The organism is Tepidimonas sp., from assembly GCF_029335975.1.
Classification (GTDB): domain Bacteria; phylum Pseudomonadota; class Gammaproteobacteria; order Burkholderiales; family Burkholderiaceae_C; genus Tepidimonas.
In genome coordinates, this window is record NZ_JARJMT020000137.1 from 1 (window position 1) to 20,123 (window position 20,123).

At 64.0% G+C, this 20,123-nt stretch carries 24 protein-coding genes and 1 pseudogene; 16 read left to right on the top strand and 9 right to left on the bottom strand.

All coding sequences use genetic code 11. From position 1 onward, the window contains the following. The first annotated feature begins 211 nt into the window (after positions 1-211). The 11 genes from P3W97_RS07345 to P3W97_RS07395 all read left to right on the top strand — a co-directional run bounded on the left by P3W97_RS07345 (position 212) and on the right by P3W97_RS07395 (position 9,959). Positions 212-1,891: a DDE-type integrase/transposase/recombinase gene (locus P3W97_RS07345; protein WP_300845318.1), complete on the top strand. Its 1,680-nt coding sequence runs from the start codon at positions 212-214 to the stop codon at positions 1,889-1,891. Between the two features lie 2 nt (positions 1,892-1,893). Then, positions 1,894-2,802 (top strand): TniB family NTP-binding protein, encoded by a 909-nt coding sequence (locus P3W97_RS07350; protein WP_300845263.1) that lies wholly within the window; start codon positions 1,894-1,896, stop codon positions 2,800-2,802. After that, positions 2,799-4,010, top strand: coding sequence for a TniQ family protein (locus P3W97_RS07355; protein ID WP_300845265.1), 1,212 nt, complete (start codon positions 2,799-2,801; stop codon positions 4,008-4,010). The genes P3W97_RS07350 and P3W97_RS07355 overlap by 4 nt, the downstream gene beginning before the upstream one ends. Positions 4,011-4,070: 60 nt before the next feature. Further along, positions 4,071-4,685, top strand: coding sequence for a recombinase family protein (locus P3W97_RS07360; protein ID WP_300845267.1), 615 nt, complete (start codon positions 4,071-4,073; stop codon positions 4,683-4,685). 14 nt (positions 4,686-4,699) lie between these two features. Continuing rightward, on the top strand, positions 4,700-5,062 hold the full coding sequence (locus P3W97_RS07365) for a LysR family transcriptional regulator (protein WP_300845269.1): 363 nt from the start codon (positions 4,700-4,702) through the stop codon (positions 5,060-5,062). Between the two features lie 144 nt (positions 5,063-5,206). Continuing rightward, positions 5,207-5,977: a molybdate ABC transporter substrate-binding protein gene (gene modA, locus P3W97_RS07370; protein ID WP_300845271.1), complete on the top strand. Its 771-nt coding sequence runs from the start codon at positions 5,207-5,209 to the stop codon at positions 5,975-5,977. 9 nt (positions 5,978-5,986) lie between these two features. After that, the gene (locus tag P3W97_RS07375; protein WP_300845272.1) at positions 5,987-6,790 is read left to right on the top strand and encodes a sulfite exporter TauE/SafE family protein; all 804 of its coding nucleotides are present in this window, start codon (positions 5,987-5,989) and stop codon (positions 6,788-6,790) included. A gap of 12 nt (positions 6,791-6,802) precedes the next feature. Beyond that, the gene (gene modB / locus P3W97_RS07380; RefSeq protein ID WP_300845274.1) at positions 6,803-7,480 is read left to right on the top strand and encodes a molybdate ABC transporter permease subunit; all 678 of its coding nucleotides are present in this window, start codon (positions 6,803-6,805) and stop codon (positions 7,478-7,480) included. A gap of 1 nt (position 7,481) precedes the next feature. Beyond that, on the top strand, positions 7,482-8,549 hold the full coding sequence (gene modC / locus P3W97_RS07385; protein WP_300845276.1) for a molybdenum ABC transporter ATP-binding protein: 1,068 nt from the start codon (positions 7,482-7,484) through the stop codon (positions 8,547-8,549). 22 nt (positions 8,550-8,571) lie between these two features. Next, on the top strand, positions 8,572-9,528 hold the full coding sequence (locus P3W97_RS07390) for an arsenic resistance protein (RefSeq protein ID WP_300845279.1): 957 nt from the start codon (positions 8,572-8,574) through the stop codon (positions 9,526-9,528). Positions 9,529-9,536: 8 nt separating this feature from the next. Continuing rightward, complete coding sequence (locus P3W97_RS07395; RefSeq protein ID WP_114649188.1) at positions 9,537-9,959, top strand: EamA family transporter; 423 nt, start codon at positions 9,537-9,539, stop codon at positions 9,957-9,959. Positions 9,960-9,967: 8 nt separating this feature from the next. Here the strand turns inward: P3W97_RS07395 and P3W97_RS07400 are convergent, their stop codons facing one another. The 9 genes from P3W97_RS07400 to P3W97_RS07440 form a co-directional block, all read right to left on the bottom strand. After that, positions 9,968-10,285 carry a DUF190 domain-containing protein gene (locus tag P3W97_RS07400; RefSeq protein ID WP_300845282.1) on the bottom strand — a complete coding sequence of 106 codons (318 nt, stop codon included), beginning with the start codon at positions 10,283-10,285 and terminating at the stop codon, positions 9,968-9,970. A gap of 14 nt (positions 10,286-10,299) precedes the next feature. Then, on the bottom strand, positions 10,300-10,683 hold the full coding sequence (gene crcB, locus P3W97_RS07405; RefSeq protein ID WP_300845285.1) for a fluoride efflux transporter CrcB: 384 nt from the start codon (positions 10,681-10,683) through the stop codon (positions 10,300-10,302). A gap of 105 nt (positions 10,684-10,788) precedes the next feature. Further along, a complete protein-coding gene (locus P3W97_RS07410; RefSeq protein WP_281982778.1) occupies positions 10,789-11,124 on the bottom strand; it encodes a molecular chaperone DnaK in 336 nt (111 codons plus the stop codon). A gap of 16 nt (positions 11,125-11,140) precedes the next feature. Then, positions 11,141-11,986 (bottom strand): universal stress protein, encoded by an 846-nt coding sequence (locus P3W97_RS07415; protein ID WP_300845292.1) that lies wholly within the window; start codon positions 11,984-11,986, stop codon positions 11,141-11,143. 32 nt (positions 11,987-12,018) lie between these two features. After that, positions 12,019-13,497, bottom strand: a complete 1,479-nt coding sequence (locus P3W97_RS07420; RefSeq protein WP_300845322.1) for a SulP family inorganic anion transporter — start codon at positions 13,495-13,497, stop codon at positions 12,019-12,021. 379 nt (positions 13,498-13,876) lie between these two features. Continuing rightward, positions 13,877-14,209 (bottom strand): hypothetical protein, encoded by a 333-nt coding sequence (locus tag P3W97_RS07425; RefSeq protein ID WP_300845294.1) that lies wholly within the window; start codon positions 14,207-14,209, stop codon positions 13,877-13,879. Between the two features lie 3 nt (positions 14,210-14,212). Continuing rightward, positions 14,213-15,076 carry an NgoMIV family type II restriction endonuclease gene (locus P3W97_RS07430; RefSeq protein WP_300845297.1) on the bottom strand — a complete coding sequence of 288 codons (864 nt, stop codon included), beginning with the start codon at positions 15,074-15,076 and terminating at the stop codon, positions 14,213-14,215. Next, positions 15,076-16,032, bottom strand: coding sequence for a DNA cytosine methyltransferase (locus P3W97_RS07435; RefSeq protein WP_133599463.1), 957 nt, complete (start codon positions 16,030-16,032; stop codon positions 15,076-15,078). Before P3W97_RS07435 ends, P3W97_RS07430 begins: the two co-directional genes overlap by 1 nt. Next, on the bottom strand, positions 16,029-16,247 hold the full coding sequence (locus P3W97_RS07440) for a hypothetical protein (protein ID WP_300845302.1): 219 nt from the start codon (positions 16,245-16,247) through the stop codon (positions 16,029-16,031). Before P3W97_RS07440 ends, P3W97_RS07435 begins: the two co-directional genes overlap by 4 nt. Positions 16,248-16,429: 182 nt before the next feature. On the opposite strand from P3W97_RS07440, the gene P3W97_RS07445 reads away from it, so the two are divergent. The 5 genes and pseudogenes from P3W97_RS07445 to P3W97_RS07465 all read left to right on the top strand — a co-directional run bounded on the left by P3W97_RS07445 (position 16,430) and on the right by P3W97_RS07465 (position 19,735). Next, the gene (locus P3W97_RS07445) at positions 16,430-17,092 is read left to right on the top strand and encodes a recombinase family protein (protein WP_300845304.1); all 663 of its coding nucleotides are present in this window, start codon (positions 16,430-16,432) and stop codon (positions 17,090-17,092) included. Further along, positions 17,089-17,286, top strand: a pseudogene (locus P3W97_RS07450) (hypothetical protein); the annotation flags it as partial. The gene P3W97_RS07445 and the pseudogene P3W97_RS07450, both read left to right, overlap by 4 nt. 179 nt (positions 17,287-17,465) lie before the next feature. Beyond that, positions 17,466-18,095, top strand: coding sequence for a ParA family partition ATPase (parA, locus tag P3W97_RS07455; RefSeq protein ID WP_132807966.1), 630 nt, complete (start codon positions 17,466-17,468; stop codon positions 18,093-18,095). Then, a complete protein-coding gene (locus P3W97_RS07460) occupies positions 18,092-18,328 on the top strand; it encodes a plasmid partition protein ParG (protein ID WP_300845313.1) in 237 nt (78 codons plus the stop codon). The genes parA and P3W97_RS07460 overlap by 4 nt, the downstream gene beginning before the upstream one ends. 36 nt (positions 18,329-18,364) lie before the next feature. Then, complete coding sequence (locus tag P3W97_RS07465) at positions 18,365-19,735, top strand: replication initiator protein A (protein WP_300845316.1); 1,371 nt, start codon at positions 18,365-18,367, stop codon at positions 19,733-19,735. Positions 19,736-20,123: the final 388 nt, after the last annotated feature.

The following is a 20,123-nucleotide window of genomic DNA, read 5'->3' on the forward strand; positions in this document are numbered from 1 at the left end:
AAGCGGGCGAAAAGCCCGCCCAAGCCCCGCCCGAGGCGGGCGAGACAGGGGAGACAACGCGCGAATTGCTCAAAAAAGAGGCATCGAAGCGACGGAAACGAGAGGAAGCTGCGCTTCGCGCGGGGTTGTGCAACGGTCTCCAATATCAGAAGTCATCTGCACCAATCTCGACTATGCTCAATACTCGTGTGCACCAAAGCGAGGTGTAGGCATGGCTTCAGACACATCACCGATTACCGAGCAAGGCGTGGCCACCCTGTCCGACGAGGCATGGGCACAGGCACGGCACCGGGCGGAGATCATCGGGCCACTGGCAGCGCTTGAGTTGGTCGGGCATGAAGCCGCCGACGCCGCAGCTCAAGCGCTTGGCCTGTCCAGGCGGCAGGTGTATGTGCTGATCCGCCGCGCCCGACAAGGCGCGGGGCTGGTGACAGACTTAGCTCCAGCCCAATCTGGCGGCGGCAAAGGCAAGGGACGTCTGTCGGAGCCGGTCGAACGCATCATCCGCGAGCTGCTGCAAAAGCGCTTTCTGACCAAGCAGAAGCGCAGCCTGGCGGCGTTCCACCGCGAGGTCGCGCAGGCTTGCAAAGCGCAAAAGCTGCGGGTGCCGGCGCGCAACACCGTGGCGCAGCGGATTGCCCGCCTGCACCCGGCGAAAGTTGCACGCAGCCGGGACGGGCCGGATGCGGCCCGTCCTTTGCAAGGGGCCGGCGGCATTCCGCCCGAAGTCACGATGCCGCTGGAACAAGTGCAGATCGATCACACCGTCATCGACCTGATCGTGGTCGACGAGCGTGACCGGCAACCCATCGGCCGCCCGTACCTGACCCTCGCCATCGACGTATTCACGCGCTGCGTGCTCGGCATGGTGGTCACGCTGGAAGCGCCGTCCGCCGTCTCGGTCGGCCTGTGCCTTGCGCATGTTGCCTGCGACAAGCGCCCCTGGCTGGAGGGGCTGAACGTGGAAATGGACTGGCCGATGAGCGGCAAGCCCAAGTTGCTGTACTTGGACAACGCGGCCGAGTTCAAGAGCGAGGCCCTGCGCCGCGGCTGCGAGCAGCATGGCATCCGGTTGGACTATCGTCCGCCCGGCCAACCGCACTACGGCGGCATCGTGGAACGGATCATCGGCACGGCAATGCAGATGATCCACGATGAACTACCGGGGACGACCTTCTCCAACCCTGACCAGCGCGGGGATTACGACTCCGAGAAGATGGCCACCCTGACGCTGCGCGAGCTGGAACGCTGGCTCGCGCTGGCGGTGGGCACCTATCACGGCTCCGTGCACAACGGCCTGCTCCAACCGCCGGCCGCGCGCTGGGCCGAGGCCGTGGCGCGGATCGGCGTGCCTCCTGTCGTCACACGGCCCGCCGCGTTTCTGGTCGATTTCCTGCCAGTCATCCGCCGCACGCTGACCCGAACCGGCTTCGTCATCGACCACATTCACTACTACACCGACGCGCTCAAGCCGTGGATTGCCAGGCGCGACCGCCTGTCGGCCTTTCTGATCCGCCGCGATCCGCGCGACATCAGCCGCATCTGGGTGCTGGAACCGGAGGGACAGCATTACCTGGAAGTCCCATACCGCACACTGTCACACCCGGCCGTCACGCTTTGGGAGCAGCGCCAGGCGCTGGCGAAACTGCGTCAGCTCGGACGCGAGCAGGTGGATGAGTCGGCGCTGTTTCGCATGATCGGGCAGATGCGCGAGATCGTGACCACCGCGCAGAAGGCCACGCGCAAGGCGCGGCGCGACGCAGATCGACGCCAGCACCTCAAGGCGTCGGTTCCGCCGGACAAGCCGATTCCACCAGAAACAGACGTTGCTGACCCGCAGGCAGACAACCTGCCACCAGCCAAACCGTTCGACCAGATCGAGGAGTGGTAGCCGTGGACGAATATCCCAGCATCGACCTGTCCCACCTGCTGCCGGCGTCGCAGGGATTGGCAAGGCTAACGGCCGACGAGCGCATTCAGCGCCTTCGCGCCGACCGCTGGATCGGCTATCCGCGTGCGGTCGAAGCATTGAATCGGCTGGAAGCCTTGTATGCCTGGCCGAACAAGCAACGCATGCCCAACCTGCTGCTGATCGGCCCGACCAACAACGGCAAGTCGATGATCGTCGAGAAATTCCGCCGCTCGCACCCGGCCAGCACCGATGCCGACCAGGAGCACATCCCTGTGTTGGTGGTACAGATGCCATCCGAGCCCTCGGTGATCCGCTTCTACGTCGCCCTGCTTGCTGCGATGGGTGCGCCGCTGCGCCCGCGTCCCCGGCTGCCGGAAATGGAGCAATTGGCGCTGGCCCTGCTGCGCAAGGTCGGCGTGCGCATACTGGTGATTGACGAGCTGCACAACGTCCTGGCTGGCAACAGCGTCAACCGGCGGGAATTCCTCAACCTGCTGCGTTTTCTCGGCAACGAGCTGCGCATTCCGCTGGTCGGCGTCGGCACGCGCGAGGCGTATCTCGCCATTCGCTCGGACGATCAACTGGAAAACCGCTTCGAGCCGATGCTGCTGCCGCTGTGGGAGGCCAATGAGGACTGCTACTCGCTACTGGCCAGCTTTGCGGCTTCGCTTCCACTGCGCCGGCCCTCGCCGATTGCCACGCCGGATATGGCTCGTTACCTGCTCACCCGTAGCGAGGGCACCATCGGCGAGCTGGCGCATTTGCTGATGACAGCGGCCATCGCCGCCGTGGAGAGCGGCGAGGAGGCGATCAACCCGCGCACCTTGAGCATGGCCGACTACACCGGTCCCAGCGAGCGGCGACGCCAATTCGAGCGGGAACTGATGTGAAGCCTGCGCCGCGCTGGCCGCTGCATCCGGCACCCAGGGAAGGCGAAGCCCTGTCCTCATGGCTCAACCGGGTCGCCGCCTGCTATCGGATGGACGTGCACGAGCTGCTGGCACACGATCTTGGTCATGACCAGCTCGACGATCTGGATACAGCGCCACCCTTATCCTTGTTGACGGCGCTTGCCCAGCGCAGCGGCATTGAGTTGGAACGGTTGCGCGGCATGAACCTGGCCGGCTGGGTGCCCTGGCTGATCGACAGCCTCGACGATTCGGTGCCTGCGGCTCTGGAAACCTATGCGTTCCAATGCTCGCTGCTGCTGCCCAAGCGCAAGGCGCGATCCATCACACGCTGGCGTGCCTGGCTGCCGAGCCAGCCGATTCGCCGGGCCTGCCCGATGTGCCTGAACGATCCGGTCAACCAGGCCGTGCTGCTCGTCTGGCAGCTTCCCCTGATGCTGAGTTGCCCGCAGCATGGCTGTCGGCTGGCGTCCTATTGGGGCCTGCCCGGCCGGCATCTCCAGTGGGAGAACACCGATGCTGCCCCGCGTCCCGCCAATCAGGCGATTGCCTGCATGGATCGGCGCACCTGGCAGGCCCTGACAACCGGTTTTGTGGAACTGCCGCGTCGGCGCATCCATGCTGGCCTGTGGTTCCGACTGCTGCGCACCCTGCTCGATGAGCTGAACACCCCGCTCTCGCACTGTGGCAGCAGCGCGGGCAACATCCGCCAAGTCTGGGAGCATTGCGGTCATCCGCTGCGTGCCGGGCAAAGCCTGTGGCGGCCCTTCGAGGTGCTGGCACCGGCCGTGCAGGTGCAGATGCTGGAAGCGGCGGCCACGGCCATCGCGCTGATCGAGTCAAAGGCGTTGGTGCCGCGCGGGGAACAAGCCACGCTGTTCCTGACCGAGCCGCAAACCGGTTTCACCAACGGCCTGGCGGCGAAAGCGCCGAAGCCGGAACCCGTTAACCACTGGCAACGGGCGGCCCAGGCCATCAATGAGGCCATCATCGAGGCGCGGCACAACCCGGAAACGGCCCGCTCGCTGTTCGCACTGGCGTCCTACGGGCGGCGCGACCCAGAATCGCAGGAACGTCTGCGGCACTCCTTCGCCAACGAGGGGATTCCTCTGGAATTTCTGTCACATTACAAACCAGACGTACCCTTTGCATGTCTTAGACAGGATGACGGGTTAAGTGACAAATTTTGACGGCCAGCATGTTCTGGCGCACACTGTCACATAATCGAACGTATATGTGACAGGTGAGAGATGCTGATTGGCTACATGCGGGTATCGAAGGCGGATGGCTCCCAGGCGACCGACTTGCAACGTGATGCGCTGATCGCTGCCGGCGTCGATCCGGCGCATCTGTACGAGGATCAGGCATCGGGCAAGCGCGAGGATCGCCCCGGTCTGGCGAGCTGTCTGAAGGCGCTGCGGCTGGGGGATACGCTGGTCGTGTGGAAGCTCGACCGGCTTGGGCGCGACCTGCGGCATCTCATCAACACCGTGCACGACCTGACTGGGCGCGGCGTTGGCCTGAAGGTGCTGACCGGCCACGGCGCAGCCATCGACACCACGACCGCCGCCGGCAAACTGGTTTTTGGCATCTTCGCCGCACTAGCCGAGTTCGAGCGCGAGCTGATCGCCGAGCGCACTGTGGCAGGGCTGGCCTCGGCGCGGGCACGGGGCCGCAAAGGAGGACGGCCCTTCAAGATGACAGCGGCCAAGCTGCGACTGGCGATGGCCGCCATGGGGCAGCCGGAAACCAAGGTCGGCGACCTGTGCCAGGAACTTGGCGTCACCCGGCAAACGCTGTACCGACATATCTCCCCAAAAGGTGAGTTGCGCCAAGATGGGCAGAGACTGCTGGCCAAAACTTGAATAGCCTCTGATACATGACTTCCAAGAAGAACAAGCCGTGCGCCGTCCTGGTGCGGCCGCGCATCTACATCGGTGACGGGATCGCCATCGGCCCCGGCAAGATCGACCTGTTGCGGGCAGTCGGCGAGACCCGCTCCATTGCAGCAGCGGCCCGTTCTCTCGGCGTTCCCTACAAGCGCGCCTGGCTGCTGATCGATTCCCTGAATCAAGGGTTTGGGCGTCCGGTTGTCGAAACCGCCACTGGCGGCAAAGGCGGTGGTGGCGCATCCCTGACAACGTTGGGGCAGCAGCTCATCGCGTGTTACGACACGCTGGAAGCCAGTCTCAACGCCAGCGCAGGCAAGGAACTACAAGCCCTGCGCGACCTGGCGAACTGATCCATTCTTGATTTCGGTTATGGCTTGGCATGGATGCTGCTGTATGCTTATCGTTATATCTTTTTTGACCTGACGATGTAGCGAACCCGACAAATACTGTTCAGCGGGTTCTTGTGCCATGACTTGATGAGAAGGAACCCGCCCATGAAACTCCTACGCCCCTTGCTGCTCGCCTGCTCGCTGCTGTTCGCAGCGACGGCCCATGCCGAGAAAGTCACCGTCGCGGCGGCGGCCGATCTGAAGTTCGCGATGGATGAAATCGTCGCCACCTTCAAGAAGGCACACCCTACCGACGAGGTGGAAGTCATCTATGGTTCGTCGGGCAAGTTCCACACGCAGATTCAGCAGGGGGCGCCCTATGACCTGTATTTCTCGGCCGACATCGCCTTCCCGCGCGAGCTGGTGAAAGCGGGCTTCGCGGCCTCCGAGGTCAAGCCCTATGCCTTCGGCCGCATCGTGCTGTGGAGCGCGGGTATGGATGCCAGCAAGATGACGCTGGCGAGCCTGACCGATCCCAAGATCGCACGCATCGCCATCGCCAACCCCAAGCACGCGCCCTACGGCAAGCGCGCCGAGGAAGCCTTACGCGCCTCCGGCCTGTGGGAAAAGGTCGAGCCGAAGCTGGTCTATGGAGAGAACATCGCCCACACGGCCCAGTTCGTGCAGACCGGCAATGCCCAAGTCGGCATCATTGCCCTGGCCTTGGCTGTCAATCCTGAGCTGGCCAGGCGCGGCGGCTACTGGCTGATCCCCGACAACCTGCACGAGCCGCTGGAGCAGGGCTTCGTCATCACCAAGCGAGCCGCAGGCAGTGCCCTGGCCCGCCGCTTCGCCGACTACATGGGCAGCCAGCCAGCGCGGGCCGTGATGACCAAATATGGCTTCGTCCTGCCGGGCGAAGTCGCCGGCAGGTAGGGCGCGGCCATGAGCGCGTCCGTCCGCAACGGCCGAGGCTTCGTCGCTGGTTCGCTGATCGGCACCCTGGGCGGCTTAATCGGCCTCGGCGGGGCCGAATTCCGCCTGCCGGTGCTGGTCGGCGTGTTCCGTCTCGGCACCTTGGAGGCCGTCATCCTCAACAAGGCCATGAGCCTGGTCGTGGTCGCCGCCGCGCTGCTGTTTCGGGGCGGCACGATTGCGCCGGACACGCTGGCCGATCACCTCGACGTGGTGCTGAACCTGCTCGCGGGCAGTCTCTCTGGCGCCTGGTGGGCGGCAGGCCATGCCATCACGCTGTCGCGCCAGTGGCTCAACCGCATCATCCTGGTGCTGCTGGTCGGCTTGGCGCTGGTCATGCTCTCGCAAGCCTGGGCCGGTGTGCATGAGGGCAGCACGCCGCTGTTCGAGGCTGGCCCGCTGCGGTTTGTCATCGGTATCGTCGCCGGCCTGGTCATCGGCATGGTTGCGGCATTGCTAGGCGTGGCCGGTGGCGAATTGCTGATCCCGGCCATCGTGCTGCTCTATGGCTTGGACATCAAGCTCGCGGGCAGCTTGTCGCTGATGGTCAGCCTGCCGACCATGATCGTTGGCTTCGCCCGCTACAGGCGTGCCGATGCATTCAATGTACTGCGCGAGGAAAAACCGCTGATGGGATGGATGGTGGCGGGTTCGATCCTCGGCGCGGCCGTGGGCGGCCTGCTGCTCGGGCTGGTGCCGACCGGCTGGCTGATGGGTCTGTTGGGCGCTGTCTTGCTGGTCTCGGCCATCAAGACCTTCCAGCACGCGCATTGAGTGGGTGCGGACATGCTGACCGATAGCGATCTGCAAGCCTTGTGGCTGACCGTGCGCCTGGCGGGTATCGTCACCCTGATCCTGCTGCTGGTCGGTACGCCCATCGCCTGGTGGCTCGCTCGCACCAAGGCTTGGTGGAAAGGCCCCATCGGCGCGGTGGTCGCCTTGCCCCTGGTACTGCCACCTTCGGTACTGGGCTTTTACCTGCTGCTGGCGATGGGGCCGAATGGCCCGGTCGGCCAGCTTACCCAGTCGCTGGGACTCGGCCCGCTGCCCTTCACCTTCTGGGGTCTGGTCATCGCCTCGGTGTTCTACTCCCTGCCGTTCATGGTTCAACCCCTGCAAACGGCCTTCGAGGCGGTGGGCGACCGACCGCTGGAGGTGGCCGCCACACTGCGCGCGTCACCCATGGATGCCTTCTTCACCGTCGCGGTGCCGCTGGCCGCACCGGGCTTCCTGACGGCCTCGATCCTGACCTTCGCCCACACGGTCGGGGAGTTCGGCGTCGTGCTGATGATCGGCGGCAACCTGCCGGGCGTCACAAGGGTCGCCTCGGTGCAGATTTACGACCACGTAGAGGCGTTGGAATACATGCAGGCGCACCGCCTGGCGGCGGTGATGCTGATCTTCTCCTTCCTCGTGCTGCTGGCTCTGTACGTCTGGCGGCCCAATCCGAAGAAGGGAGGCTGAGATGGCGGGCATCGATGCATGTTTCCGACTCGACTGGCCGGGCTTCTCCCTCGCCGTGGATCTCAGCCTGCCCGGCCGGGGCGTGACCGCCCTGTTCGGGCATTCCGGTTCCGGCAAGACCACGCTGCTGCGCTGCATCGCCGGTCTGGAGCGCGCCCAGGAAGGGCGGCTCACCGTCGCTGGCGAGGTGTGGCAGGACGCCGGGCACTGGCTGCCGCCCCACAAGCGGCCCATCGGCTACGTGTTTCAGGAAGCCAGTCTGTTCGCCCATCTGACGGTGTTGGGTAACCTGCGCTACGGCATGAAGCGCAACGGCGAGGCGCAGCGCGTGAGCCTCGACCACGCCATCGAGCTGCTGGGCATCGGGCACCTGCTCGACCGCAAGCCGGATCGCCTCTCCGGCGGCGAACGCCAGAGGGTGGGCATTGCCCGCGCCCTGGCGGTCAGCCCACGTCTGCTGCTGATGGACGAGCCGCTGGCCGCGCTCGACTTGAAGCGCAAGCAGGAAATCCTGCCCTACCTGGAGCGTCTGCACGACGAGCTGGACATTCCAGTGCTCTACGTCAGCCACTCGCCGGACGAAGTGGCACGGCTGGCCGACCACCTGGTGGCGATGGAAGGCGGGAGGGTACTGGCCAGCGGGCCGCTGGCCGAGACGCTGGCCCGCCTCGATCTGCCGATCCGGCTCGGCGAGGATGCCGGGGCAATCCTCGACGGTACGGTGGGCGAAGTGGACAGCGACTGGCACCTGGCGCGTGTCGATTTCGACGGCGGCAGTCTGTGGGCGCGTGACCATGGTCTGACGGTTGGCCGCCGCGTCCGGGTGCGGGTGTTGGCGCGGGATGTGAGCCTGGCCATCGAGCCTGGACAGGGCAGCATTCAGAATGTGTTGCGCGGCGTGGTGGACGCGATGGGCGGTGATGACCATCCTGGTCTCGCGTTGGTGCGGGTCAGGGTGGGTGAGGCGGTGCTGCTGGCACGCCTGACCAAGCGGGCCGTGAGCACGCTGGGCGTGGGCGTTGGCATGCCGATCTGGGTGCAGGTCAAATCGGTGGCGCTGATGGAATGAACGCAGGTCTTGATTCGGAAAGGTGGACGTGGATCGCCTGATACTCGAACGGCAGCAGGTCTGGATTTACCTGAGCGCCATCCTGGCCGGTCTGCTCGTGGGCAGCCTGTGGTCGAGCACGCACGCAGTGTTCGAAACACTGCTGTGGCCCACTCTGGCACTCCTGCTGTTCGCCACCTTTGTGCAGGTGCCGTTGCTGCATGTGCGCGAAGCCTTCGCGGATCGTCGTTTCGTGACGGCCGTGCTGGCCGGGAACTTCGTCATCCTGCCCATGCTGGTCTGGGGCATGGTGCAGTTCCTGCCAAACGAGCCGGTGCTGCGGCTGGGCGTGCTGCTGGTTCTGCTGGTGCCCTGCACGGACTGGTTCATCACGTTCAGCCAGCTCGCGGGCGGCAACGTTCCGCGCGCCATCGCGGTGACGCCCATCAACCTGCTGTTGCAGTTACTCCTGTTGCCGCTGTACCTGTGGGGGATGATGGGCGATGATTTCTCGACGGTGGTGCGTCCTGAACAGGTGTGGCCGGCCTTGCTGGTCGTTCTGCTGCCGCTCCTTGCCGCGGTGTCAGCGGAGCGCTGGATCGAAGCCCGCAGCCATCGGTCCAGGGTACGAGAGCACCTCGCCTGGTGGCCCGTGCCCTTGCTGGCCACGGTGGTGTTCCTGATCGCTGCCGCGCAGGTGGGCACCGTTCGGCAGGCGCTGGGCTTGCTGCCGGTGATCGTGCCGCTGTTCGTGGCGTTTCTGTTGCTCGCCGCGATGCTCGCCAGGGTCCTCGCCTGGTGGCTGAAGCTGCCCGTCGATCAGGGCCGCACCCTGGCGTTCAGCCTGGGCACGCGCAATTCCTTCGTGGTGCTGCCCTTTGCCCTGTCGCTGCCCGCCGGATGGGAAGTGGCGGCGGTGGTGATCGTGGTGCAGTCGCTGGTCGAACTCTTCGGCATGGTGGCCTACCTGTGGTGGGTGCCCCGCAGCCTCTTCAAGTAAGGATCATCATGGAAAAATGGGTTTTCTACGCCTTCGTGTCGATGTTCTTCGCGGGCTTCACGTCGGTCATCGCCAAGATGGGCCTGGCAGGTATTTCGGGCGAACTGGGTCTGACCATCCGCACGCTTTTTGTGTGTGGGTTCGTGCTGATCTTTGCCTGGCTGGCAGTACCGTTTCAGGAGTTGGCCTTGGTCGGTCAGCGCAATCTGCTGTGGCTGGGGCTGTCCGGCGTGACCACCGCCCTGTCCTGGATTTTTTACTACAAGGCGCTGAAGGTCGGCGACGTGGCCACGGTGGCGCTGATCGACAAGGGCAGCGTGGTCGTCGCCATGCTGCTGGCCTGGCTGCTGCTGCGCGAAGTCATCACCTGGCGCATGGTGGTCGGCGCTGCGCTGATCGTGGCAGGGTTGCTGGTGATCGCCCGCAGATAGCACCGGCTTCAGACGTCGCCAGTCATGCCGAACTCGATGGGCGTCTTGACGTAGAAAATCCGTACGTTCTCCTCCCGCAGACGCGCGAACAGGCGCTCCGCTTCATCGGCGGTCACCGCCATGGTGACCGCCAGCGGCTGGTCGGCCTGCTCGAAGAAATGTGAGGAATGGATGCGGCCCGCGTGCCCATAGCCCTCGGCGGCCGTCGTCAGGGTCGCCCCGCGCAGCCCCAGCCGCCTGGCTTCCTGGAGCAGCCACTCGCCAAGCGGCGTGCATCCATGCCGGCGATCCTGCTGCGTGAAAAACGTCAGTTGGTAGCCTTGCATGCCCGTCTCCTGAATCAGAATCGTTTGAAAGCCGCGACCGTTCCAAGGCCGATCAGGGTCATCAGCAGCGAACCGCCGACATGAACCGTGATGGCCGTCGCCGCCATGGCAAGTCGCCCCTGCTGGATCAATGTCGTGACTTCAGCAGAAAAGGTCGAGAACGTGGTCAGCCCGCCGAGAAAGCCGGTAATGATCAACAAACGCCACTCGGGCGCCAGGTTCGGCGCAGCGGCAAAGACCGCCAACGCGACGCCGATGAGGTAGCCCCCGATCAGGTTGGCGGCCACAGTGCCCGGTGGGATCGCGGGAAACAGCGTGTTGAGCGATAGGCCCAGCAGCCACCGCGATACGGCCCCGAGCGAGGCACCGACGCTGATGGCCAGTATGGAATGGAGCATGCCCTGTCCTCATGGTTTCTTGTTGTGGTTACCTCAGCAAACACAAGATACCGCTTACCGAAGGGAAGCCAAACCGCGCTGCCGTTGAGCATCAATCTGGCGTTTTCACGGACGCGCTGCGGCGCATTCTTGGCAGAAGACGACAGCCGGATCGGCGTTCAACCGTTCCGGCTCCAAATTGCCGTGACAGGCGCAGCACAGCCCATAGGTGTCAGAGTCGAGGCGGGCCAGTGCAGCCTCGACCTTGCGTTTACGGATAGTCAGCCGCTCCAACAATCCTTGAGCGAGGGCCTGTTGTTGGAGAGCGTCTATACGCGACACCCTGCCGACACTGGATTGATCCAGTTCGACCGGCGCAGCCGACTGCTGCGCCTGTTGAATCGCCCCAATCGTTTCCTTTTGCTCCATCAGCAGTCGAACGCGGAAGTGTTCCATGTCCATTGGGGCGACTCCTTCGCTATCGCAGCAGCAGGGTAGGAATCGTCGAGGAACGCAATAGCTCAGTCGTTTTGCTGCCGAACAGCAGACTGCGCAGCGGTGAGTGACCGAACGCACCCATGATAAGCATATCGATGGACTGCGCTTTCACCGTTTTGGCAATGATGCTTTCCGCATCGCCGGGAATCAGCAAGGCGGTCACATCGAAGCCTGCCGCTTCCAAGGTGGTCTTGGCCCAGTCGAGCTGCTTGGGGGCATCCGGACTTTCCTTGCCAGCCATCAGCAGATAGATCGGCAGACCACGGAACAGCGGGCTGCCAGCAACCATTTCGACACCCCTTCGGGTTATCGTGCCGCCATCGAAGGCGATCATCACGCGCTGCGGGTTCTTGAAGCCCTCTGTCACCGTCAGGATCGGTTTGTGCAGGGCGCGCACGACGCGCTCGACGTTGCGGCCGAGGTCGCGTTGGGTGGTCTCTGCGGCTTCGCCACGGCGACCCAAGACCAGCAGGCGCACGCCCTCAGCCTGCTCTGCAAGCGTTTCCTCCAGTTCGCCGTGCCGCTGGCGAACATCGACCAGTGCGGCCCCAGAAGCGGTGGCCCGCTCACGCAGTCGGTTGAGGAAGAGGCGGCCTTGCTCCCGGGCATGCTTGGTGCGTGCCTCGTCTTCGGTGGAGAGCTTGGTCAGCAGGTTTTCCTGGGCGTCGATGCCGATGGCCCCACTGTGATCCTCGCCTGATCCCAATTCGGGATGGCGGTCGATGACGTGCAGAAACTCCAGTGGCGCATCCATGCGCCGAGCGGCCCATGCGGCGTAGTCGGCCACGTAATCGGCGAAGTGGGATTGATCCACGCAGGCCAGCACTTTGTTTTCTTTTTTCATGATCGTGTCTCCTCTCAGTGGCCCATCAGCATGTCGTCGGCACCGTCTTTGTCATGCACGGCGAACTTGTCCACCAGTGTGGCGCTGGCCTCGTTCAGGCCGATGACTTCGACCTCGGTGGCTTCACGGCGGAACTTGATGACCACCTTGTCCAGGGCACTGACGGCGGTGATGTCCCAGAAGTGGGCACGGCTCACGTCGATGCGCACCTTCTCGATGACTTCCTTGTAGTCAAAGGCATTGATGAAACGATCCGCCGAAGCGAAGAACACCTGACCGGTGATGGTGTAGCTGCGCACGCGGCCTTCGTCCTCGGTGCGAGAGTTGACGCGCAGGATCTGGCCGACCTTGTGTGCGAAGAAGAAGCCGGACAGCAGCACGCCGACCAGCACGCCCTTGGCCAAGTCGTGGGTGCCGACCGTCACCACCACGGTGGCCAGCATCACCACGCTGGAGCTTTTGGGATGCTCGCGCAGGTTGCGGATGGAGGCCCAGTTGAAGGTGCCTATGGACACCATGATCATCACCGCGACCAGGGCAGCCATCGGAATGCGGGCCACCCAGTCACCGATGAACACTACCATCAGCAGCAGGAACACGCCTGCGGCCAGTGTAGAAAGTCGGCCACGGCCACCGGACTTCACGTTGATGACCGACTGGCCGATCATCGCGCAACCGGCCATACCACCCAGGAAGCCCGAGGCGATATTGGCAACACCCTGCCCCACGCATTCGCGGTTCTTATTGCTGTTGGAGTCGGTCAGGTCATCGACGATGGAGGCCGTCATCATGGATTCCAGCAGGCCAACGACCGCCAAGGTGGCCGAGACCGGGAAGATGATCGCCAACGTTTCGAGGTTCAGCGGCACATCCGGCAGCAGGAACACTGGCAGGCTGTCGGGCAGCTGGCCCATGTCGCCCACGGTACGAATATCGAGGCCGAGGAAGATCGCGACGCCGGTCAGCACGACGATGGCAACCAGCGGCGACGGCACCGCCGTGGTGATGTAGGGAAAGCCGTAGATGATGCCGAGGCCTGCCGCCGTCATGGCATAGACGTGCCACGTCACATTGGTCAGCTCGGGCAACTGCGCCATGAAGATCAGGATGGCCAGCGCGTTGACGAAGCCGGTGATGACCGAGCGAGAGACAAAGCGCATCAAGGCGCCGAGCTTGAGCCAGCCCGCGAGAATTTGCAGCACGCCGGTCAGCACGGTGGCAGCCAGCAGGTATTGCAGGCCATGATCCTTCACCAGCGTGACCATCAGCAGCGCCATCGCACCTGTGGCCGCCGACACCATGCCAGGGCGGCCCCCGGCGAAGGCAATGATCGCGGCAATGCTGAATGAGGCGTACAGGCCGACCTTGGGATCGACGCCCGCAATGATCGAAAAGGCAATCGCCTCGGGGATCAGTGCCAGCGCGACAACGATGCCCGCTAGCAGGTCGTTTCGGACATTGGATAGCCAGTCCTGGCGTAAGGATTTCATCATTCTTCTATTCCGTGGTGGTTGCCAGCCAGTGGTGGCGGTTGGGGCGAACGCAAGCGCGTCTTCCCGGCCAGCGGAATAGAGAACGAACCCCGAGTGATCCGGGGCCAGCAAGACGCAGTGAATCGGACGTGCAGCCTCGTGCGAGCGTGGTGTGCGGTTGAAGCTGGCTCGCAGCGAGAAAGAGGCTTACACGGGTAGGAACTCCGATAGTGGCTTGCTGGTTCTTTGGGGAGACGCGATTTTATCTGTTTTGCGGCAGCGCAGCAATTGCCGAAAGTTTCATCATTGCCTCTCGTCCCAGTCTCGACAAGACATCGTGACTGGATTGCCTGCTACCAGCCGGCCAGCGCGCGCCACGGCAACGCGACTGCGATCACCCCTACGACCTAAAGACACGCCTGGTCTGCGCTTCCGACGCCTGCGATTCAATGGCGCTGCTTGACGCCGTTCTGCACAATGAACGCGCCCCTAAGAAGTAGTGCAGCCGACTCCTGACTTTTCGTGCAGTCGCCTTCTGAAAATGACAGCCGATGTACTTGGTAACGGTCTTTCCGTTGGTCTTGAATTGCAGATAGCCGTAACTTTGATCCGGCGTCCTGGCGTAACGCCTTGCGGCTACCGAGACCACGACGACCGTTCCATCTTCTAAGCGCAGCTCGCGGTATTGGCGTCCGCCAGCGGCTTCATCCTGCTCGCGCTGGCCTTGCCTCATACCTCACACAGCGAGATCAAGCGGCAAGTCTGAAATATCTTTCAGGCGGTGGCCGTTGACCATGACCGCCAGCAGGTCGGCCGCGTCATCCATCCCAAGGGCCTTCACCGTTTCTTGCAGCTCATAGAGGGCGAAGTGATACACGCAATCAATATCCCCGGTGCCCAAGGCGATGGACGCCAGCCGGCTGGGTGTCGGTTCGGCCGTGACAACCACGACATGCGGCAGGCGGCCTTTGCGGTTGCGTACCAGGTTGAGCGCCTCTGAACGGGCGTTCTGCGCCCGGTCACTGCGGATCGTCCATTTGCATGAGATGCTCGCATGAAGCAGCGGCCGGCCGCCGTTCTTTTTCCGCAAGCTCGCAAGCGTGGTCACGCTGTCATCGACCAGGTACGCGGGTGCATTGATAACGCTGTCGTCCTCTGTGCCACGCACCACCACAATATCCGGGGTGATGGTGTAGTCGCTGCCCAAGGCTGCGGCCAGCTCAGCATCAGCCTTCGCAGCCCGGTCAAGCGCGATGAGGTGCGCATATTGCTCATACCGGGCGATTTCCAGACGGTTGCGGCCGCCGACTTGGTGAACATCCCAGGAGCCGGGCCGCAGGTGCCCCAGCTTGAGGAAGGTTTCCCGGACGAATTTCGAGCAAATCTCCTCGAACTGGCTGCCCGAGGTTTGACCTGCAATCCGCTCTCCGATGGTTTCGGCCTTGAGCAACTCGGCAATGCCCTTGGCAATTGCTACGCTGGCCTTGCTGTCTTTGTCTGCGTTGCTGGGAACGCCCGCCGCGTTGATCGTCAGTGTTGCCTCAAGCAGTGCAGCATGAAAGCGTTTGCGGGCTCCGAGAAAGTCGGCGGGAACAGTCATCACGCTACCTTGAAGATGCGCTTCACGGACAGCGCCGCGAAGATTTGCCGGGCTACAGCAGCAGCGACCGGCGGCGGGAAGGCATTGCCAATCTGGCGATAGGCGGCCGTCTTGCGGCCGGAGAACTGCCAGTCATCCGGGAAACCTTGAATCCGTGCCGTCATGCGCGGAGTCAGGCGGGGCATCCCCACGAAGTCACGCGGCGGGGCTTCGTCCCACAGCCCCATTCCATCGACGCCGAGAGCGGCCCAGGCGCGTTTGGCGCGGGTCGGCCCGAGGTCGGGGCCTCCGTGCTTCTTGGAACCGCCGACCAGGGTCGGGGCGATGCTATTGGCTTGTTCGCGCCAGCGGTCAGCGCCGCGCCAACCGTTGGCCTTCATGAGATCGTGCAGCAGCTCGCCGACTGTTGCGGGTTCGCCCTTGAGCGGTTCCGGCCAGGAGAACCCGGCCGCAAGGTCTTTGCGGATGCCCACGAAAACCACGCGCGGCCGTAGCTGCGACACGCCGAAGTCGGAAGCATTGAGCAGCCGCCATCCCGGCACATAGCCCAGCTTCTTGAGCTGTTTTTCGACCTTGTTCCGGTAGTCATCAAAAACCGCATCAAGCAGGCCGCGCACGTTTTCCAGCATCACCGCTTGAGGGCGGCACTCATCAACCAGGCGGATTGCCTCGGGGAACAAGTCGCGCTCGTCTTTCGCGCCAAGCTGCTTGCCGGCTTTGGAGAACGGAGGGCAAGGAACGCCGCCCGCGACCAGATCAACGCCCTTGTAAGGCTGCCCGCTGAAACGGCGCAGATCGTCCTCGATGACGTTCCAGGCAGGACGGTTCAGCCGCAGCGTGGCACACGCGGCCGGCTCCAGCTCGACCAGGGCGGCATGATCGAAGCCAGCCATTTCGAGGCCTAGAGCCTGCCCCCCGGCACCCGCGCAGATTTCCAGTGAAGTGAATTGGCTCATGTCGTTTGTCTCGTTGTTGAACGGCGCGGCTTCCTGGCTGCCGGCGGGGAAAACATATCCGCCTGCAAGCCCCCTTGATGGCGGTCGGCATACGCCTGCATGAATTCACGCAGCACCTCCGATGCGTGCCGGTTTTCAGCCCGGCAGGCTCTTTGGAACGCCTCCCGGAGTTCCTTTTCGATGCGGATGCGGAGGCCTACGTTCTTGCATGGCATGGCGTGGATTATTGCATGGATACACCTTTGTGTATCCAAAAATCTAGCCGGCTTTGTCGCATTAGTCCTACATTCCGCGACACCCTGCCCTGCCCCGCTTCCCTTGGCGTTTCATGTCGCGTTTATGAGTCGCGTAATGCCGCGTATCATACTGATATTTGCGACACGCCAAGGGGGAAACCATGCAGATCGGTTACGCCCGCGTCAGCACCGACGCCCAGGACTTGACCACCCAGCGCGAGCTGCTGGCCGCCGCCGGCTGCCAGCGCATCTTTGCCGAGAAGATCACCGGCACCCGCGCCGACCGTCCCGAGCTGGCGCGGATGATCGATCATCTCCGCGCCGGCGACGTGGTGACGGTCACAAGCCTTGACCGGCTGGCGCGATCCACCCGCGACCTGCTGGACATCGCCGAGCGGCTGCAAGCCATCGGCGCAGGCCTGCGCAGCCTGTCGGAGCCGTGGGCGGATACGACCAGCCCGGCCGGCAAGATGGTTCTGACAGTCTTTGCCGGCATCGCCGAGTTCGAGCGTTCGCTGATCGTTGAGCGCACCCGGCGCGGCCGCGAGGCGGCCCGGCGGCGCGGCGTGCAGTTCGGCCGCAGGCCTGCCCTGACCCCGGCGCAGGTATCCCATGCCCGCGAGCTGCTGGCCGAGGGGCGGGCCGTGCCGGAAGTCGCCGCCCTTCTGAACGTGCACCGGGCGACCCTTTACCGGACGCTGGAGCGCAGCGAGGAAGTGAGCCGCGCCGAAGCGAAGCGGCGCGGCGCGTTCATCGAGGACGCCATGAGCGAGGCCGACGCCCTGGAGGCCGTCCAGGATGAGCGCCAGGGGGCAGAGGCATGACGCAGAGCGGCCAGGAAGAACCGTTCTTCATCACCGAGGAAATCGCCGCCGAGATGATCGCGGCCGGGCATGTGTTCGAGCCGCCGCCCATCGCTTGCACGGGCCGCCTGCGCGACGTGCTGGAACGCATGACCGATGAAGAGCTGGCCTTGCAGCCGGGCGAGATCGCCGTCCAGGAGCGCGAGCGCCGGCGGGTGCGGGCGCTGACCCCCGGCGAGCTGGCCGGGCTGCGCGAGGACATGGCCGAGGCCTCCGCCTGGATGCGGGCCGAGCTGACCCGGCGGCGAACCGAAAAAGGCCAGCCCTGAACCGCTTGCATGTTTTACGATTTTCCGTAAAATAACAATCACGCACACGCAGAAATGATGAAAACATGATCGTCGGACTTCTGAACCAGAAAGGCGGGGTCGGCAAAACCACCCTCAGCGTGAACCTGGCGGCCAGCCTGTCGCGCTCAGGGGCGCGGGTGCTGCTGATCGACGCCGATCCGCAGGGAAGCGCCCTGGACTGGGCGGCCGCCCGGCAGGGGGAACCGCTGTTTTCCGTGGTCGGACTGCCCAGGCCGACCGTCCACAAGGAAATCGCGCAGATCGGGCAGGGCTACGACCACATCATCATCGACGGCCCGCCGCGAGTCACAGACCTTGCACGGTCGGCCATCATGGCCGCCGACGTGGTGCTGATCCCGGTACAGCCTTCGCCCTATGACATCTGGGCGGCTGACGAGGTGGTGAAGCTGATCGACGAGGCCCGCGTCTATAAAGAAAACCTGAAAGCCGCGTTTGTTGTTAATCGTAAAATCGCAAATACGGCTATCGGCCGAGACGTGGGCGAGGCGCTGGCGGCCTATCCGGTGCCGGCGCTGGCGGCCGCCATCACGCAGCGCGTGGTGTTCGCCGAAGCGGCCGCGCAAGGGCTGGCCGTTCATGAGATTGACCAGGAAGGGCCGGCGGCGGCCGAGATTGAGGCCGTAGCGGCCGAGCTGATGGAGTTCGCACGATGAGCACGAAGAAGATTTCGATTGGCACCAAGCCGACCGCCAAGCCCGCGCCGGCGGCGGCCGATGCCTGGGTGGAAAGCCGTGTCCCGGCCGAGGGGCCGGAGCCGATGAAGCGCCTCACCATCGACGTGCCGGAAAGCCTGCACCGCTCGATCAAGGCGCAGTGCGCCATGCGCGGCACCAAGATTGCCGACGAGGTGCGCGAGCTGCTTTTGCAGAAATACGGTCAAGCGTAAAAGCGTTTTTCTGTGTTTAGCCGCTAAAGGTTTTCCATGCCGCGCAAGCCCAAGACCAAGCCAGCGTCCAGCCCTGCCGATACGCAAGGCCAGCCGTCGCTGTTCGACGGCATCGTGTCCGGCGATCTACGGCACGCAGGCATTCCGGGCGTGGCCGTCGAGGTCTCGCCCGAGGACGCGGAGATGATGGGCGCGTTCGAGGAGGACGCCTTGGGCTTCGAGGACGTAATGGATTGCCAGGATGCGCCGGAGGCCGTGCCGCCATCGCCAGAGGAAGCTCACCGGCAGCGCATCGAGCGGCTGCGCGAGCATCACCGCGTGCTGTCCGAGCTGATCGTGAGCACGAACCGCGACATCGCGCGGATCGTGGGCAAGACCGGCCGCCTGGAATCCCCCGAGGCCTCCGCGCTGCTGGCGCGGCTCAAGAGCCTGCAAGAACAGCGGGCCGCCATCGAGGCCGAGACGCAGGAGGCCGTGAAGGCGCTCAAGGCCCTGGAACGCCGCCTGACCCCCGCGCCGCGCGATGGCGACGGCAAGGGCGGGCTGGTCAAGGTGCGGCACCCGAACCGGGACTTTTTCCTGGCTGACCTGTTCGACTACGCGATGAAGGACGACGGCGCGAGCATGGAAGCGCCGATCTTCACGCTCTCGACCAAGCCCGACCTGTCGATCTGGGAATGGCGCAGCAAGGACGGCAACAAGTATGTGAAGGTGGCGCCGTCGGTACTCGGCCGCGCCACGCAGCACGACAAGGACATCCTCATCTACGTGGTATCGCAGCTTGTCGAGGGGCTGAACCGGGGCAGGGAGGATGCGCAGCATCGCACGGTGCGGTTCACCGTGTATGACTTCCTGGTGACGACAAACCGGCAAACCAGCGGGCAGGGTTACAAACTCTTGCACGAGGCCTTCGAGCGGTTGCGCGGCACGACCATCACGACCGACATTCGCACTGGCGGCGAGCGCATCCGCGAAGGTTTCGGCATCATCGATTCGTGGCGCATCGTCGAGAAGTCGCGCACTGACGAACGCATGATCGCTGTCGAGGTCACGCTGTCGCGCTGGCTCTATAACGCCGTGCAGGCCTTCGAGGTGCTGACGATCCACCCGGACTATTTCCGGCTGCGCAAGCCGCTTGCGCGGCGGCTCTACGAGATCGCCCGCAAGCATTGCGGTCATCAGGCGCAATGGACGGTGAGCCTTGCGCTGCTCCAGGAGAAAGCCGGCAGCAAATCCACGCTCAAGGAGTTCCGGCGGGCGCTGCGTGCGATCCAGGACGACGACAGCTTGCCGGAATACCGCTTCGTGCTCCACCAGGACGACCGCGTGACCTTCTACGTCCGCGACCCCCAGCGGCTGGCGCGGGGCATCGCCCGGCGCATCGATGACGGGGAAGAACGGCGCTGACACGTCATTTCACCCACCGCGCGAACTATCGTGGTTTCACCCACAACAGGCACGTCATTTCACCCACCGCCCGGCCCCGGTTCTGTGGATGGACACGTCATTTCACCCACCTTTTCCTGTGGATGGACACGTCATTTCACCCACCGCCCATTCGTCATTTCACCCACCGCCAAGAAGCGCAAGACGTTGATGCAAAAAGAGAAAAAGCCGGTTTATCAGCCCGTAACGCGCGCGCGCGGTTTTTAACAACATAAATTCTTTAACGTTCCGCACGCCGCCGCATCTGTGGATAACGATCCCTTGGCGTCAACCAACAGCCAAGGCGGCCTGAAGGCCGGGGCACCCCTTCGGGGTTCCCCCGCTTCGCGGCTCCCCCTCCCCCTAAAAG

Excerpts from the sequence above, each read along its gene's own strand:
- P3W97_RS07345 (WP_300845318.1), top strand. The coding sequence starts at position 212 with ATGGCTTCAGACACATCACCGATTACCGAGCAAGGCGTGGCCACCCTG.
- P3W97_RS07360 (WP_300845267.1), top strand. The coding sequence starts at position 4,071 with ATGCTGATTGGCTACATGCGGGTATCGAAGGCGGATGGCTCCCAGGCG.
- P3W97_RS07365 (WP_300845269.1), top strand. The coding sequence starts at position 4,700 with ATGACTTCCAAGAAGAACAAGCCGTGCGCCGTCCTGGTGCGGCCGCGC.
- modA (WP_300845271.1), top strand. The coding sequence starts at position 5,207 with ATGAAACTCCTACGCCCCTTGCTGCTCGCCTGCTCGCTGCTGTTCGCA.
- P3W97_RS07375 (WP_300845272.1), top strand. The coding sequence starts at position 5,987 with ATGAGCGCGTCCGTCCGCAACGGCCGAGGCTTCGTCGCTGGTTCGCTG.
- modB (WP_300845274.1), top strand. The coding sequence starts at position 6,803 with ATGCTGACCGATAGCGATCTGCAAGCCTTGTGGCTGACCGTGCGCCTG.
- modC (WP_300845276.1), top strand. The coding sequence starts at position 7,482 with ATGGCGGGCATCGATGCATGTTTCCGACTCGACTGGCCGGGCTTCTCC.
- P3W97_RS07395 (WP_114649188.1), top strand. The coding sequence starts at position 9,537 with ATGGAAAAATGGGTTTTCTACGCCTTCGTGTCGATGTTCTTCGCGGGC.
- P3W97_RS07400 (WP_300845282.1), bottom strand. The coding sequence starts at position 10,285 with ATGCAAGGCTACCAACTGACGTTTTTCACGCAGCAGGATCGCCGGCAT.
- crcB (WP_300845285.1), bottom strand. The coding sequence starts at position 10,683 with ATGCTCCATTCCATACTGGCCATCAGCGTCGGTGCCTCGCTCGGGGCC.
- P3W97_RS07410 (WP_281982778.1), bottom strand. The coding sequence starts at position 11,124 with ATGGACATGGAACACTTCCGCGTTCGACTGCTGATGGAGCAAAAGGAA.
- P3W97_RS07420 (WP_300845322.1), bottom strand. The coding sequence starts at position 13,497 with ATGATGAAATCCTTACGCCAGGACTGGCTATCCAATGTCCGAAACGAC.
- P3W97_RS07425 (WP_300845294.1), bottom strand. The coding sequence starts at position 14,209 with ATGAGGCAAGGCCAGCGCGAGCAGGATGAAGCCGCTGGCGGACGCCAA.
- P3W97_RS07430 (WP_300845297.1), bottom strand. The coding sequence starts at position 15,076 with ATGACTGTTCCCGCCGACTTTCTCGGAGCCCGCAAACGCTTTCATGCT.
- P3W97_RS07435 (WP_133599463.1), bottom strand. The coding sequence starts at position 16,032 with ATGAGCCAATTCACTTCACTGGAAATCTGCGCGGGTGCCGGGGGGCAG.
- P3W97_RS07440 (WP_300845302.1), bottom strand. The coding sequence starts at position 16,247 with ATGCCATGCAAGAACGTAGGCCTCCGCATCCGCATCGAAAAGGAACTC.
- P3W97_RS07445 (WP_300845304.1), top strand. The coding sequence starts at position 16,430 with ATGCAGATCGGTTACGCCCGCGTCAGCACCGACGCCCAGGACTTGACC.
- parA (WP_132807966.1), top strand. The coding sequence starts at position 17,466 with ATGATCGTCGGACTTCTGAACCAGAAAGGCGGGGTCGGCAAAACCACC.
- P3W97_RS07460 (WP_300845313.1), top strand. The coding sequence starts at position 18,092 with ATGAGCACGAAGAAGATTTCGATTGGCACCAAGCCGACCGCCAAGCCC.
- P3W97_RS07465 (WP_300845316.1), top strand. The coding sequence starts at position 18,365 with ATGCCGCGCAAGCCCAAGACCAAGCCAGCGTCCAGCCCTGCCGATACG.